Raw genomic sequence first — 16,335 nt, 5'->3', positions numbered from 1 at the left:
TGGTAATAATCCCAATAGACCCCCACTGACAACAGTTCATCCCAATTAACCTTGTCCCTGCGAATCAAAGCAGAGGATGCAGGAGATACTGATCGGTCTACTAGTCCGATAGTACAGAAAGGCTGGTATACCTCTGCTTTAAGTTGGTCACGCTTCCAAAGCCGGGTATGTGCTTCAGTAGTTGCATAATTAATTACGCCATCTGCGTTGATAATATAATGGTCGCAAAAAGCCACAACTACATTTGGATTCGCTTCTAGGGGAGGAACTAACTTTTCTAAAAAGTCTGGATTCCACAGGTCATCGTCATTGAGACTCGCTACATATTTTCCCTGAGCTTGTTTAAATGCGCCAGCAACATTGGGACCATTTCCTAGATTCTTTGAGTTCCGACGGAATCGGATCCGAGCATCTTGAAAGGACTCAATCATAGCTTGCGGATTCTCAGGGCTACAATCGTCAGAAACAATAATTTCAAGATTTTTGTAGGTCTGCTGGAGTACACTTTCAACTGCTTGCTTGAGGTATATCAAGCGGTTATAGGTTGGGATGATAACACTGACTAGCGGCTCTTGCGCTTCTTGATGGTTTGACATATCCTTGTTATCTTGCCTCTGGTTGTAATAATGAATTAATTACTGTGCAAATGAAACTGGAGGAGCGACATCTAGTGGCACATCATAAATTTTAAAACTGTCTAACGATATGTCAGCATGGGGATCCTCAATCCAGTACAAAGGTACCCGTCCATAAAAAGCAGCCCACATGTTATAGGTACTTGGGGGACCGATGATATAGTCACACTGAGCAAGTGAGTACATATCTTCTACAATGTGGTTGTTGGCAAAAGCGAAATCTAATTTTGAGAATTTATCTCTGTCCTGGGGCACATTTGAACATATTAAAAATTTAACTTTTTTTCCATTGAAAAGAGCTTCGTTTTTTTTCATTAAGCTCACATAATCATCAGTAGTATAGAGATATTTTGCTCCTAGCAATTTTTTATAATCACCCTGTCTAATGTGAACCCCAACCAGAATATCACAGGTTTGTTTTAGGTTACTTACGAGTTGGTGGATCGTTTGAGTATGTTGCTGTATTGGCGTAAAAAACTTCCTTATTGTTTCTGCATACTTCAAAAATAGTACAGGATTCCTAAACCAATATCCATGAATAAATACTAATTTATTTGTGCTCAAACAATTGGCAAGTTTATCATTAAAAATTACGGCTTTGTGTACTCCAGTATCTCTTAATATATTGATATTGGAGAAGTTAAAATCTGTATAATCTTTAACCAAATAGCGGGTTGAATGGTAAACAACTCTATGAAAATTTCTTTTCAGTTTAAGACTATTGCCTTTAAGAACTGATTTTTGGGCAGGGTATCGACAAAAAAAATCGTTATGGGTTCCCTCAAAAAAAACTGCATATTCATCAAAGGCAGGATTTATGACTTTGAAGTTGTATTCCATTGCAAAAGCCATAAAGTTGGCAAATAGCATCATTCTATTGCCTAATTGACCTGTTTTTCTAACAATTACGAACATGTTAATCCTCCGAACAGCTTGACAAGCAATAAACTATAGTATTTTGAGTTTAGATGTAAACCTATGATTGATAGAACAAGGGAACAGGGAACAGCGGATCTGGGAACAGTAGGAAAAAGCGATGCAGCGCGCGCGGTCTTGGTGGTCTCCTCCATGAGCGACTGCATCAAGACGATGCGAAGATTTTTTGGTGTTATAATAAATCAGCATTTGGTTTCATGATCTATTTGGAAATGCTATAGTCTTAATTTGTTTGACCAACTTCATGCTGCATCTTGTGATATTTCCAAAGTTTACCGCGCTTTTCGAGTAACTCTTGATACTTTCCTTGCTCCACAATTCGCCCCTGTTCGAGAACGACTACCTTATCAGCTTTGGCAATTGTCGATAAGCGATGGGCAATGGTAATTACTGTCCGTCCTACAGCAAGTTTTTCTAAGGACTCCTGAATCAGGCGCTCAGACACAGAATCTAAGGCACTAGTTGCCTCATCTAAGATCAGAATCTCTGGTGCTCGCAGTAAAGCACGAGCAATTGCCAGCCGTTGACGTTGACCTCCAGATAATCGAACTCCCCGATCACCCAGTTGCGTCTCAAAACCTTCAGGTAAATCTAGGATGAAGTCTAATGCATTGGCAAGTTTTGCAGCTTCTCGAATTGCCTCGTCATCTGCCTGTTCTGAACCATATGCAATGTTATTGCGAACAGAGGTGTTGAAAATAAATGTATCCTGACTGACAATAGCTAGTTTACGACGCACAGAGTTGATTTCAAACTCTTGTATGTCAATGCCATCAATGATAATTTTACCTGCGGTTGGGTCATAAAATCGGGGAATTAAGTCAGCAAGGGTGGTTTTACCTGAACCAGAAGCACCGACCAGGGCTGTTGTCTCTCCCTTGTTGATAGTTAAGGTAATATCGTGCAGTACTAGGTTAGAGGGATCGTAACCAAAATCCACAGAAGCAAACTCAATCGCTCGCTGCAATCCTGAAAATTCCACGTTACCATTCTGCAAGTATGGCTTGTTGTCAGTTCTCAGCAGCTCTTTAATGTTATTCATTGGTCCGGTGAATTCACCAAGACGCCCTCTGGCATTATTAATCAGACGTATAATCGGGATCAGACGAAACAAAACAAACAAGAAGGTCAGTAATGAAGCTGCTTGCATCTGTCCATTAGGCACGAAGATGGTAAACGCTACAATAATCATGCCGATCAGAATTGTGGTGGCTACGCTTTCCCCAATCGGTTCTATGGCATACCCAAATGAGGCAGATTTGATAGTGATGTTTGCAACGTTTTCGCTAGCGTTATAGAATCGTCTACGCTCAAATTCTTGACTTGCAAATGCCTTAACTGTGCGAATGCCATTGATAAACTCTACAGCAACTGAGGTAAAGTTACTGCCTGCCTTTGAAACATCAAAACTTGTCTCTCGCACCCTTTTAACCAAGTTAGAAAGACCAACACTCATCAGGCTAAATAGCATTAATGAGGCAATGGAAAGTTGCCAAGAAAGCAAGAACATTGATGTGACATAGACAACTAGAAGAGAAACTCTAGTCAACATAAAAGCTGTCACATCAAAAGCTTGATTAATTTTTTCTAGTTCGGTAGTTATACTGTAAACTAGCGCTCCAGAACGACTATGAGAAAAGTAACCCAAACTCAGCCGTTGAAGTTGCTCAAATAGCTTCTTGCGTAGCCTATCTAACAAATTCATCTGAGTTATCATGCTGTACCTGCGTCCACCAAACATAAAGGCAGAACGCAACCAGGTTGTGATCAGAATTAGAGCAGATATCCGGTAAATTCTCTCATTGAACGGTCTATTTACTCCAAGTACCGATATATCGAACCAGTTAATACCTGTCTGGATTGGGGTAGCATTAGGGTCGGTAATACTTTGTAAAAAATTGAGGATAAACCCTAATCCAAACCCTTCAAATAGTGAGGCAAGTATCGTTAAAGTAATCGCAAAAAAAGCAGCTTGTTTAAGAAATTTAAATTCCCTTAATATGAAGTGCTTGTCTTGCCACAATTTAGTTGACTTTGTAAACCTGATTACAGAATCAATAAGCTTGATTTCAGCAATCTTATATAGAATACTCACTGGCTTGATTTAGACCTATTATGCTATTAGGATTGTTATTTAGGCTAAGTTTTTTAAATTTTTAGCTAAAAAAACTAAGATCACTCTCCACCATTTCCGCGACAATATCAGGAAATTTATTTTTACTCTTCCAATTCAGCTCATCCCGAATTTTCCAGCTATCTCCACAAAGGGGCACTGCTTCTGTCGGACGATAAAACCTCTGATCAACTTCCACAAAATCTTGATAATCAAGACCCACGTGACTAAACGCACAATCTACTAATTCACGAACCGAGTGATTCACTCCGGAAGCAATTACATAATTCTCTGGAGAATGGTTTTGCAGCATCAGCCACATGGCATAGACATAATCCGGAGCATATCCCCAGTCCCTGAGAGCATCTAGATTTCCTAGATAAAGCTTATTTTCCAACCCCAGCTTGATCTTGGCGACAGTAGAGGTAATTTTGCGAGTGACAAACTTAAAGTCACGCCTTGGGGATTCATGATTGTAAAGAATCCCGGTACAAGCAAAAATACCATACTGGTTACGATAATTTTGCACCAGATGATGACTTGCCAGCTTGGAAATACCATACACAGACCGGGGATTAAAAGGAGTCAGCTCATTTTGAGGGGCATGGAACACCCTGCCAAACATTTCAGAAGAACCAGCAAAAAAGAAACGACACTCCGGTACCACTTCCTTAATTGATGCCAGTAAATGGTGGGTTCCATTAAAATTACTGGTTAAGATAGACGATTCATCATCAAAGGAATAACTGACAAAACTCGATGCAGCTAAGTGATAACACTCGTCGGGTTTAATCTTGGCAAGGACCTTATAGAGTGACAAGTGATTCTCTAAAGACGCAACATGTAAAATAATGTGGTCTTTGATAGTCCTGAGATTAGACAGCTTACCTGCTGGGTCTTCAACGGCTGGTCTTCTCACAATTCCATGAACTTCATAACCTTTGCTTAGCAAAAGCTCTGCAAGGTAAGATCCATCTTGTCCAGAAATCCCCGTAATGAGTGCTTTTTTCATTTTTCCCAGTGCGTTAGTGATGAGTACTACGTGCGTCAGTACTAAAGACTGAGTGGGTACCGTGAGCTAGTTAGCAATTACCAATTACTAACTCACGCTAATTTAGCCGTTTTGAAGCTATTTCATATCCGTAAAACTCAATTCCATAGCTGAAATCAGTATCTTCTTCAAAGTTACGCTGCCAACCCGGTTATTGACGGTAATTACACTGATTTCAGCCTTTGATTTATCACGATAAACCGGTATGATATTGGTGCGTAAATCCTGGTTATAAGACAGTGCGTTCCCGTAGCGTATCCTACGGATAATCGCTTATTTTATTCAACGCTAATCTATCAACAACGTCTTTACCAGTCTGTTAATAGGTAATGTAATAGGTAATGGATAAGGGTAATTGTGCTCTCCTCGTAGTGTTTCACAGCAGCAATAGTCTTTTCCTAAATTCCCAATTACCCATTACCCGTTACCCATTACCCGTTACCCATTACCCAAAGCGCGAGTAGCTATCTCTGTCATCCATTCGTAAAAATGGGATTAGATTACATCATTACTTAGCCATTACCAGCGGTAACAACCTGACGAATAAAGGCAGTATCAGCAGATTGATTACAAGAGGTGACAGGCATGATACCTAGTGCCTGAAGGTCAGCATTAATCATGATTTCAACGAGTTGTTTAAAGCTCACTGAAGGTTGCCAACCTAGTATGGTATTAGCCTTGGTGGCATCACCTAACAACAGGTCTACTTCAGCCGGTCGAAAGTACCGTGGATCGATTTCAACGTATTGCTGCCAATCCAAATTCACTAAGCCAAAGGCAATATCGAGAAACTCCCGAATTGAGTGAGTTTGACCGGTAGCAACAACATAGTCATCGGGTTCGTCTTGTTGCAGCATTAGCCACATAGCGCGGACATAATCCTTGGCATAGCCCCAGTCCCGTCTGGCATCGAGATTGCCGAGGTAAAGCTTTTTCTGCTGACCAGCTACAATGCGCGCCAAAGCACGGGTAATTTTGCGAGTGACAAAGGTTTCGCCACGCCGGGGACTTTCGTGGTTAAACAAAATACCATTACAGGCGAATAGTCCATAGGATTCGCGATAGTTAATCGTTTGCCAGTGGGCGTAGACTTTTGCACAGGCATAAGGGCTACGGGGATAAAACGGTGTAGTTTCAGACTGAGGGACAGCCTGCACTAGCCCAAACATTTCAGAAGAGCCAGCCTGGTAAAAGCGTACTTGAGAGCCAATCCGCTGTTGATAGTGCCGTACCGCTTCCAACAAACGCAGGGTTCCCATACCTGTGGCATCGACGGTGTATTCTGGTGAATCAAAGCTGACCCGCACATGGGACTGAGCTCCGAGGTTGTACACCTCCATCGGCTGGACTTCTTCTAGAATACGTTGTAGTGTCAAGCCATCAGTCAGGTCTCCGTAATGAAGAAATAACCGTGTCTGTGGATTGTGGGGGTCTTGGTAGATGTGGTCGATGCGATCTGTGTTGAAGGTAGACGTGCGTCGGATAATGCCATGGACTTCGTACCCTTTTGCCAGCAGCAGTTCCGCTAGATAAGACCCATCTTGACCGGTAATGCCAGTGATTAATGCTCGTTTAATGTCTGTCACGATTCCTCACGACTCTGATTAGAGTAATTAGTTTGCTAATGTACGGGATGAACACAAAGGCAAATTAAAATTGTTAATTGTTAATTAAAATTGATAAATCAAAAATTAACAAATTAACAATTTATGAATCACAGCACTTGAGTACTTTGAGAACCCAACACATGCGATCGCATATCTTCCTGGTGAAGCCTGATCATTCCTGGCAACAACCTCAGCTGTCGCCGCTCCTCCTGGGTCATCCGAATCACCTCATCCAGTTTCCAAGGACGTGGTCCGACTAAACTCATCTCACCCCTTAGTACATTCACTAACTGCGGTAGTCCATCCAGACAATATTGACGCAGCCACTTTCCAAAATGTGTCATCTTAGACGTGACTTGGCCTTTGTGTATAGCTTCAGTGCGAAATTTAATCACTTGGAACAACTTACCCCGTTCTCCAGCCCGCAATTGCCGAGAAAAGACTGGTCCTGGTGAAACAATCGCTATCAGCAAAATCAATCCCAGGAGCACTGGACTCAGAATCAGTAGCAATAGAGCAGCTAAACTCGAATCCATCACCCGTCTCAGTCGCGATCGCAATAGTTTGTCCCTACTAGACAATTCTGAGTTGAACGGTACCCTTAAAACAGCTTTCTTCTTCGCTTGCTCACAGGCATTTGTCCAAAGTCTTAACCCTGTTTCACCCAGATTGGGGTCGATACAAACCAGCCCTACCGACGACCGTTGCAAGCAATTACTTAACCAAGACTTACTTTCCAACGGAGGTAGATAATGCTGTTCATTCTTCTGGAGAGGTAGTACCCACAACTGTTTCTGTCGCCACTTCAGCTTGCAGGGAGGCAAAGAACTAACTGCTGACTCTGCCTCATCATCGATATCTAGGATTGAGATTTTGGAGGTTGTTAGTATGATTCTGGAAGTCGTCATAAATCGTTACTCCATTTTATGGAAATCAAAAGTCAAAGGTTAGATCGTCTCAGGTTTAATACCTATCACTCTCAGGTTTTCGTCAATTGAAACTTGAAACGTAAGCGATCAGCGATTAGCGCTACGCGCACGCGTGCGCGTTCAGCGATCAGCGATCAGCGGCTTTTGAAGAAAACAGGTAAGCATTGGAATAATGCTGAGTTACGTCAGCTGACGGCTGACCGCACCTCAAGTAGCACCATCTGTAGCGCATAGGCTAACGGCCAACGGCTGAAGGCTGACGGCTGACGGCTGACGGCTGAATGGTTACTTAACAATTAACAATTACCAATTAACCAAAAAAATCAACGAGACTTGACATGATTGCTGAACTGACGCTCTAGTTGTGGAGAGACTTCAAGATCAGATACAGGTTGGTTTTGTTCAATAGCACCATGGCTGTTTCGCGAACCATAGTAAGCGTAGTTCTGATTAGAACTTTTCACCCCGTTAGCAATGATTCCAATCAGGTTTAAATTCCTGAGTATAGCAGTAGCCTGGGTCAGTTGAGATTGAGTAACTCGCTCTAGGCGTCCTACCATCACGACACCTTGGCACAATGATGCTGCTTGGAGTGCATCCACCATACCTAACACTGGGGGAGTATCCAGCAACACCAGATCATAGGTCTCTTGAAACTCTGCCATTAAGTTCTTCATCCGTTTAGAACCCAAGAGCTTAACTGGGTCAATTGGAGTTGGTCCAGCAGTCAAAACATCAATGGTTGACCCCAAAGGTGAGATACTAACTGGGCTGGGTGTAGCAGTATCATCTTCCAATAAAGTAGAAAGTCCTTCATAATTGGAGAGGCCAAGTTGTTGGTGCAACCTCGGACGGCGCATATCTAGATCAATTAGCAGTACTCGTCGATGTAAACGAGCAGCACTTAAGGCTAAACCCAACGCCAGAGTTGACTTGCCCTCACCAGACAGCGCTGAGGTAACCATCAGGGATTTCCACTCAGAACCAGGATTGAGCAACTGGATATTCACATAAATCATGTCCAGTGCTTCCTGAAATGGTCGCCATCCTAACAGTTCCATCATCGGAAGTGCTCTCTCGGACTGGCTCAAGCTAAGATTCAGAACAGGTTTACTGATTTTACCCTCCGGCAACTCTGGAATCATACCTAGCAAGGGTAGAGCCACTTGATTTTTCAGATCATCAGAGCTATGAATTCCATCGTCCATGGCTTCCCGCACAAAGGCAGCTACACCACCCAGAAATAACCCAACCACTGCACCCAATAATAGGTCTTGGGTCATATTAGGACCGGTCTTGAAGCCCGGTAAAGGTGCTTCTACAACTTGCCAGTTAAATCCTCCCCGAGCCAATTCGATGCTTAACTCCTGCCGTGCTTGTAGTAGCTGCTGCAGAGTATTTTGTTTAATTGCTACTTGCGGTTGTAGACGATTGTACTGAGCAATCAGGCCTGGGAATTCCCTGAGTTGGATACGGATTTCCTGCTCTGTTTTGATCAGGGCTTGATCACGAGTCTGTAGACTGACTAGATTAATTTGCGAGGTGATCAGTTCGTTGACCAGATTGATATCCACACCACCGAGCTGTCCTTCTGTCAGGAGGTTACTTCCAGTGCTAACCAGTTGAGTCGGAACTTGCCCTAAAACCCGTCTGGTTTCTTCCTGCAAGAGCGCAAACACACTCTGACGCTGTTCAATTAATTTTTGAATAATAGGATGAGCTTCAGTATAAATCCGACTTTGCTCCACCAAAGCCAGTTCTATTCTTTGGATTTCATTGAGCAAATTTTGATAACGCCCAGATTGACTCAAGCGGGACGAGGTCAAGGCATTTTGCGGTGAACGAGCCAGTTTTTGCTGAACAGCCTCGTAGCGAGTCTGAGTTTCCATGTACTGAGCGCGGATGGCTCGGCGCTCCTGTTCAATCCCATTCAGAGTTTGACTGACAGCTACAGCTTGTTGTGAGGGATCAATCAGGTTTTTGCTCTTGCGAAACTGCTCTAGCTGTTGTTCAGCTTGCTCAAGATCCTTACGAGCTTTTGGCAACTGCTGATTGATAAAAGCAAGACCTTTATTCAAGCGCATTTCCTGCTGCTCTAGGTTGTAATCTTGATAAACCTTTTGAATAGCTTGCAGTACTTTTTGAGTTTTAATCCGGTCATTGCTGGTGTAGACCGCTTGAAATACCTTAGTTTCAGTTTTACCCTGCAGTACTTGAGCTAATCTTAAGGAGCCTCTAATATCACCGACTGTGATATTTGGGTAGTCATCACGAAGCAATTCCACTGCTCGTTTCATCAACTCAGAACTACCCATCAGCTGTAACTGAGTAGCATAATCGATATCAACAGTGGACTCAGTAAACTGACTCTCTATTCCTCGTGTTTTATCTATATAATTAGGCTCCACCAACAGCTGTAGAGAGCTGATATAAGTCGGCTCTTTCTTGAGAGTGAGATAGAAGGCAATCGGCAAGCTTGTCAACAGTACACTTATAATCCACAAGCGTCTGCGCCACAAAACTGCCAACAGTTGGCCATACCCTGCATCTGTTTCAGCTGCTGCGTTTAAATCAAGTTCCTTCATGGGATTTTAGATTAATGATTGACAAGTTTGGATTGGATTTTTAATTGATATAAAGTCCAGTGAATCAAGTCTAAACTAGTCCTGGGATGATTAGTAATCGGTTTAGATAAAATCCTGTTAATCACGTTCTTAATCTTCCCTAGGGTTTTGTATTTTTTATAAAAAAAAGTTAATTTAAAATTAACTATTAACCCTTGAAAATTGGTTGTTGAAAGATGACCAATCTCTTAGCAGTAAAATTATCCAGGATACCTGCAACAAATTTTACCTACCTTTTGGTAATAGGGACTTAGGAATTGGAGTCTGATTACCCATTACTCATTACCCATTACCAATGAACCGACAATCATAGGTTGCATCCCTTTTAGATAAAGGGTATAAAAAGAAGTAGTCAACCGGATCTGATATTATCTATTACCCATTACCAGTCACCCGAGCAGGACTATATTGATTAGTCCACCAGATTTTATCTGATGATTTTGGACTATCGACTCGTATAAATCCCAGGAAATCAACGAAAAAATCCAAAATCCAAAATCTAAAATCTAAAATCAGCCCAGCCACTATCCTGTCACCTAGCTAAAGTGGGAACCTTGGCTGAATGGGGTAAGGAATAGCTCACATTGACAGGCTGTCCCCTGACGGTTTTATCAATAATTTGCCCAACTGTGTTAAAGAAAACGTCTTCAGTGAAATGACTCAGGGCATGGTCTCGGATTTTGGCATAATTCCAGGGAATTTCCCTAGCCTCAAGTAGTGCAGCTTGGAGTGCTTCTGGTGTTTGCCGTTTAAAAAACACCCCTGTGGTCCCTGGTATCTGAGTATCCAAAACACCACCTGCACCATAGGCAATTACTGGGGTACCACTGGCGTTGGCTTCGATTGGCACTAAACCGTAATCTTCTAAAGCCGCCACGATCACCCCACGAGCTTTTGCCATCAAATGACAACGCTGTCTATCGCTGACGTATCCCAAGAATCGAATATTGTCCAAGGCTTTAGATTCTAGACGCTCTCGCTCTGGACCATCACCAGATATTAATAAAGGCCAGCCTAGCCAATTAAACGCCTCGATAATCAGATCGATACGCTTGTAACCCAGTAAACGAGATGATACTAGGTAAAAGTCTTCCTTTTGGTCGGAAAACACAAATTTATGGCTATTAATTGGATAGTTCACTGTCATGGCTGGCTTACCATAAATATTCTGGATACGCCGAGCGACAGTGGTCGAGTTAGCAATGTAAAGGTCTGGCTCCTGGGCATAGTCCAGGTCTACTTTTCTGATCAACTGGAAGACTTGATCAATTACAGGAGAAAACGCTCTATATTCTCCATACTCCTTGAGGTAAGTTTGCGTATCCCACAAAAAACGGGTGACATTGTGGCAAAAGCACACATGCTTGGCTCCTAATTTTTTCTTGACCGCCTTTGCGAAGCTTGAACAACTACTGATAATCAAATCGTAATTTTCTAAATCCAAGGCTCGAAAAGCTGGATAGTAAAACGGAGCCAAGAGTCTGAAGTATTTCGTTGACCCTGGAATGTTCTGAAGTCCGGTGGTATGCACTAGGCGCTCACCTAGGTCAATGGTGTTCTGGGCATCATACAAGGATGTGAATACATCAGCACTAGGGAAGCGCTTACAAAGCAGTTCAAATACCCGTTCTGCTCCACCTTTTTGCGTTAGATAATCATGAACTAGGGCAACTTTCATGCTTGTTTAATGGAAAACCTATTCCTAGAGAATACTCTAATCTATTTACCATTATATTTAATTTATATCCGGAATTTTACCGAGTTTTTTTCATACTAAACGGCTCCATTATTTTTCGACAACAAGATAAAAATGGTTTTTATAATGAGCTTAAGGTCATACATTAAGCTCCAGTTTCGTTGGTAGCGTAAATCCAGTTTAATGATATCTGCAAAATCCCGAACTTGCGATCGCCCATGCACCTGCCACTCTCCAGTCATTCCAGGTTTAACATTCAACCGTTGCCACTCTGGAACCTCATAGATGTCCACTTCCTTAGGTACCGGTGGTCTAGTACCCACCAAACTCATTTCACCTTTAATGACATTCCAGAACTGGGGTAGTTCATCCAAACTAGTTTTCCTCAAAAACCGACCCACCCTGGTGATTCTAGGGTCATTTTCGTTTTTGAATATCTTGGCATCCTTAGATTGATTTTGAACGCTATCTTTCTGGGCTTCCGCATCAGTATACATCGAGCGGAATTTCCAGATCGGAAATCCCTTACCCATCCAACCACAGCGAATTTGACTAAAGAAGATTGGGCCAGGACTATCGAGTTTAATTGCGATCGCAATGGGAATAAATAATATGGCCGTAATTCCTAAACCTACTATTCCCCCCAGTATATCTAAGCATCGCTTAGCCCAAGAGCGTGTAGATGGGTGAGTTGTGGGTAACTTAGCCTTTGACCAATTGACAGCTATTGTTGTCGGGTTATATGAGGGGTCTAGAATTAATTTTTTGTCTAGCCCAGTCATGACCAATACAGCCATAACTGGAGGATTTATACCCCTTAGTATTAGTGAAACTCCGTTTTCCTGAGTGATTTTGTGATTCCTTACTAAGGCACCAATGCCGCTACTATCGATAAAATCTGTCTGACTAAAGTCGGCAATGATACGCTTAGGACAATAAGGTTGTTGGAGAAGCTGATCACAAGTTTCTTTAAATTTTATTGCTTCGAGTCTGCTCAAGCGGATCGGTAACTGCACTACAGCAGCTTCATTTATTAACCCTACCTGGCCAGAAGTCTTTAACATTGACTGCATCATGATGAACTAGGAATTATAATGTCGATTAAGTCGTCACTTTTTATAGAGTAGATTTAAACTATGTAGGAATTGTGTAGAAAGTTTCGCAATCCTATGAACACCCTAGGTTTTAACCGTACCTAAACCTACGTATTCTCTGCCCTTGATTGAGGCAAGTATCGACTTTTTATTACTATTTATTTTTGGGCGTAATGGTTACTTTAACGTACTGTTTTTTTGCTAAAACGATTAATTATTCAACCCTAAGGCATTCCTGAAATGTTCCTATTATAAAAAAAAGTTTACCTCTCACTTAATTATTGACGGAGTAATAGGTAGACTTCACAGGGTTAATTAACCTACAGTAAAAATAAAAAATGGATAAAAAATAACCATTTATATTTTTATCTTGTTACCATATAATTAACCATTTAGTATTACTCATTTGTCAGCAGTGACGTTGAGCAATTAATGTTCTGTGTAATCCCGGATGAATGACTAATACAACTTTCACGAGTTTTTCATAAAATCCTGACAGAGCTAAAAATTTTTGATGAATTTTTCTTAAAGACGCTAAATATACCTGAGGTCAATTGCCACATCCGTCTTGAGACTGATGACTTGGATGGTGGCAGCGAGTATCACTCAGTCTAATGGCCTAAGGCTAAAGCTTTGGGCTACACCAAGCAACTCCATCTAGGTGGACTAATTTTGTATAGCGCTATATATTTTTAGGACTTACCTAGGGACTATACCTGTAGGGTCTCGCTTCGGACTCTACTAAGCTGTCACACATTTAAATTGTATTTAATGTATTTAAATTGTGAAGAGGCGCGCTGATAGGGAGATGGGGAGATGGGGAGATGGGGAGATGGGGAGATGGGGAGATGAGAAACCAGCTTTTGCACAAGTGGATCGAGGGGAAATTTAAATGCTTATTAGCTTACATAAGCGCGTTTGTTGCCCAGTTTTGCCTAAGTCCTGTTTTTGCTACTGTGGGCGAATTAACTACGAGTCTGACCCCCATACCATCTGTAGGAGCAATTGTGTAAGCTTTTCAAACTTCCCTCTGTTCCCTCCCTTCCCCATAATTTGCTGTGGGCAGCTTTAGTCATGATTGAGGTAAGGACGTTCCCATTCAATTCCTAACTGAGAAAATTGTTGGCGGATGGCGTTGAGGCGCTCCTCTGGAGTGTTATTACCGTTTTGCCAAGCCTGCATTAAACCATTCGCTACAATTTGGCAGCGGTTCATGCCAAAACTTTCTTGAGAGGTAAATTTTTGGGTTGGTTCTTCGGCAAAACTCAATCCCGGTGCCAAAAACTTGGTGAATAAAGGCACTTCTGGGCGAAAATGGCAGCGGTTTGGTAGATATATGGTTTGCATCACCCCAAAGACCACTTCAGAATCACAGCGCTCAAAGTAGAGTACTCCGCAGTCATGGCGTTTGTATTCCGATGGATTGTATAGAACTTTAAATGTGAAAGGAATTGCTGCTGCATTCAAATATTTTGTCATGCTATCCATGACAGCAAGGGCTCCATCTGGTGTCAGATTAAAGTAGATCCGTGCTGTTTTAGAATCGATATCACCATTGCCCTGTCGCTCTTGACCAACATTACCCACTGCTACATAAAAGCCATTTTGCATCAAATTTTTGGGCATCCGGATGGCAACGAGGCTGCCGATAGTAGCAGATTTTTCCTCAGATTTGAGATGAATCTCCCGTTCAATATGCATAGTCAAACTACCTTTGGTGACGCCTATTGAACCATGGGTTTCTTCTGAGATTACCTGCCAATTGGGATCAAAGTAGCCTGTGCCTTGATTTTTGGCGTGGAGTTGTTGGTAAAATTCTAGGTCTATTCCCAGCAGGGTATTGTTCTCTAAGTTTTGATGGGGTGCTATATCCGCGCGACTTGTGTTGAGTGCCAGGGGAGTGCGCAGATAGCCATTGTAATAGATGCCATAGAGGAAATTTCTCAGCAGTAGACTGAGATACTTATGCTGTATGTCTTGAGGGAGTTGCTGAAAGCGGGCTACTGTTTGATCAGGTATGGTGAAGGGTTGATAGTTGGGATGGTTGATACAAAAATTTGACTGGATTTCAATATTGTTAACAATATCTTCCAGAGCTGCTTGCTGTTGATTGGGAAAAGGGTTGTCGAATAGCATCGTAATTTAAATTAAAATTAGATGAAGTCTATATAGCGGTTTTCAATTGACAATTCACAGGTATCTTCAAAACCCTTTTCTAGGGGATTACCGGATTTGAGATCAGTTCTGATTCTGAGATCCCAAAAACTGTTGGCACAGATTGTTGTGGTCGGCAGAGTAGACTTTTGGCAACCTGGAGCATACAGATTCCAGTATTGTCGAAGGATTTCTGATAGTAAATCATTGCCTGAATTTGGTGAATCAGTGCCAAACCGGTAAACTGAACTACTCGTTTAAGCCAGTTGGGACGAGCCAACTTAATCCCGGGAAAAGCGGTAAGATAGGCTTGGGTTAGAGCAGCGATGGAGGGTTGAAGCACTTGTAAAGGAGTCACTGCTAGACCTAAGGATTCTTCTAATTTAATCGTGGGGTCTACTACTAAGCTACTTAACCAGATTCCCAAGTAGCTGGCGATTATGCTTCCAAGGTCAAAGGCTGGATCTCCCCAGGCACAACGTTCCCAATCAATCAGTCGTACCATGCTCTGATCCGGTGCTGAAGATGTTGAGAATTGCTCCCAGTCTCTATGAAGCAAAATGTTGTTCAATTTTAAGTCATTGTGGGTTAGGCAACTCGGATGCCAGTCAGTTTCCAAATCTGCGATCGCATTTCCCAGACTAGGGTAACGTTGATAGAGGACAAAGAACTTTAAGGCATTGTTAGGGATTGAGCCAAACATTTCTGGGCTAAGCCGTCCGATTCCTTTAGCTGGATTGCCAAAGCGATAGGCAGATGTCTCCTTTGGTACCTGGTCTAGAAAATTACGACATTCTGGTTGATTGAAGGTAACACGATGGAGGTTGGCTAAAACTGTTCCGATATCAGTTGCGATCGCTTCAGGGAAAATTTGGTTTTGATAGTAGAAACTAAACAGGTCGAGATAATTATTTAGATAGTTGTAGACCAGGATGCAATGATCGGGATCAAAATGAAGGATCTGGGAAACTGATGAAGCTAGACAGTGTTGGTTGGGGAACTGCTGCAGCCAGCGATGAAATTGCCACTCATTGAAAAATTCATGATTTATAAGACCGCCATTATGGGGTCTTTCCTGCTTAACCAGTAGCTGACGATGATCTGAAAAGCTCACTAGTAAATTGAAATTCTTAGCAGGGGCAGCGGATTTCACCTGGATAGATTCTAGGTCTGACGGAGTACACAGCCCTATATCCAATAGATATGAGGAAATCGTTTCAGATGATAGTGGTTGCACAATATTAGTAGATGATCAGTAGATGCACGATATGACCTACATAGAACCCGGTAAGAGTTGAACTTCTCTGTTTTCCTTGTTTGTTTTTCTCCCTGCCAATATCAGCCAAAATTTCCTTTTTTTACCCTCCTAACAATCCATTGCAGTTCATAAGTATTTTTTTCTTGATTTGATCACACCCCTACCTTCCAGCACATCCATTGATGTCCCTTCTCTCTTCTCTGTTTATTCAATCACAGAAACGTGATACATTCCTGGG

At 42.1% G+C, this 16,335-nt stretch carries 13 protein-coding genes; 1 reads left to right on the top strand and 12 read right to left on the bottom strand.

The annotated features are described in order from the left end of the window. The 10 genes from F6J99_RS27765 to F6J99_RS27720 all read right to left on the bottom strand — a co-directional run. Nucleotides 1-596 (bottom strand): glycosyltransferase family 2 protein (locus F6J99_RS27765; protein WP_293117379.1); only part of this gene is annotated, 596 nt, incomplete at its 3' end. Nucleotides 597-635: 39 nt separating this feature from the next. After that, on the bottom strand, nt 636-1,550 hold the full coding sequence (locus F6J99_RS27760) for an alpha-1,2-fucosyltransferase (RefSeq protein ID WP_293117376.1): 915 nt from the start codon (nt 1,548-1,550) through the stop codon (nt 636-638). Next, nucleotides 1,541-1,705, bottom strand: coding sequence for a hypothetical protein (locus F6J99_RS27755; RefSeq protein ID WP_293117373.1), 165 nt, complete (start codon nt 1,703-1,705; stop codon nt 1,541-1,543). The genes F6J99_RS27760 and F6J99_RS27755 overlap by 10 nt, the downstream gene beginning before the upstream one ends. Nucleotides 1,706-1,794: 89 nt before the next feature. Then, nucleotides 1,795-3,666 carry a heterocyst formation ABC transporter subunit HepA gene (gene hepA, locus F6J99_RS27750; RefSeq protein WP_293117370.1) on the bottom strand — a complete coding sequence of 624 codons (1,872 nt, stop codon included), beginning with the start codon at nt 3,664-3,666 and terminating at the stop codon, nt 1,795-1,797. A 61-nt stretch (nt 3,667-3,727) separates the two neighbouring features. Further along, nucleotides 3,728-4,696: a GDP-mannose 4,6-dehydratase gene (locus F6J99_RS27745; RefSeq protein ID WP_293117366.1), complete on the bottom strand. Its 969-nt coding sequence runs from the start codon at nt 4,694-4,696 to the stop codon at nt 3,728-3,730. A gap of 551 nt (nt 4,697-5,247) precedes the next feature. After that, nucleotides 5,248-6,321, bottom strand: a complete 1,074-nt coding sequence (gene gmd / locus F6J99_RS27740) for a GDP-mannose 4,6-dehydratase (protein WP_293117364.1) — start codon at nt 6,319-6,321, stop codon at nt 5,248-5,250. A gap of 128 nt (nt 6,322-6,449) precedes the next feature. Beyond that, nucleotides 6,450-7,250, bottom strand: coding sequence for a heterocyst development glycosyltransferase HepC (gene hepC, locus F6J99_RS27735; RefSeq protein WP_293058436.1), 801 nt, complete (start codon nt 7,248-7,250; stop codon nt 6,450-6,452). A gap of 344 nt (nt 7,251-7,594) precedes the next feature. Further along, nucleotides 7,595-9,856, bottom strand: coding sequence for a polysaccharide biosynthesis tyrosine autokinase (locus F6J99_RS27730; RefSeq protein ID WP_293117360.1), 2,262 nt, complete (start codon nt 9,854-9,856; stop codon nt 7,595-7,597). A 571-nt stretch (nt 9,857-10,427) separates the two neighbouring features. Then, nucleotides 10,428-11,573, bottom strand: coding sequence for a glycosyltransferase (locus tag F6J99_RS27725; RefSeq protein WP_070394560.1), 1,146 nt, complete (start codon nt 11,571-11,573; stop codon nt 10,428-10,430). Between the two features lie 95 nt (nt 11,574-11,668). Next, nucleotides 11,669-12,664 (bottom strand): sugar transferase, encoded by a 996-nt coding sequence (locus F6J99_RS27720; protein ID WP_293117385.1) that lies wholly within the window; start codon nt 12,662-12,664, stop codon nt 11,669-11,671. An 845-nt stretch (nt 12,665-13,509) separates the two neighbouring features. Between F6J99_RS27720 and F6J99_RS27715 the strand changes: the two genes are divergently transcribed. Further along, nucleotides 13,510-13,698, top strand: a complete 189-nt coding sequence (locus F6J99_RS27715; protein WP_293117358.1) for a hypothetical protein — start codon at nt 13,510-13,512, stop codon at nt 13,696-13,698. 55 nt (nt 13,699-13,753) lie between these two features. Here F6J99_RS27715 and F6J99_RS27710 read toward each other — a convergent pair whose 3' ends face one another. Both F6J99_RS27710 and F6J99_RS27705 read right to left on the bottom strand, forming a co-directional pair. After that, nucleotides 13,754-14,821, bottom strand: a complete 1,068-nt coding sequence (locus tag F6J99_RS27710) for a T3SS effector HopA1 family protein (RefSeq protein WP_293117355.1) — start codon at nt 14,819-14,821, stop codon at nt 13,754-13,756. Nucleotides 14,822-14,900: 79 nt separating this feature from the next. Beyond that, the gene (locus tag F6J99_RS27705) at nt 14,901-15,953 is read right to left on the bottom strand and encodes an aminoglycoside phosphotransferase family protein (protein ID WP_365974313.1); all 1,053 of its coding nucleotides are present in this window, start codon (nt 15,951-15,953) and stop codon (nt 14,901-14,903) included. Nucleotides 15,954-16,335: the final 382 nt, after the last annotated feature.

Source organism: Moorena sp. SIO4G3, assembly GCF_010692305.1.
GTDB lineage: Bacteria > Cyanobacteriota > Cyanobacteriia > Cyanobacteriales > Coleofasciculaceae > Moorena > Moorena producens_A.
The sequence above is the reverse complement of the archived record's forward strand: the minus strand, read 5'-3'. Positions and strand labels throughout refer to the sequence as shown.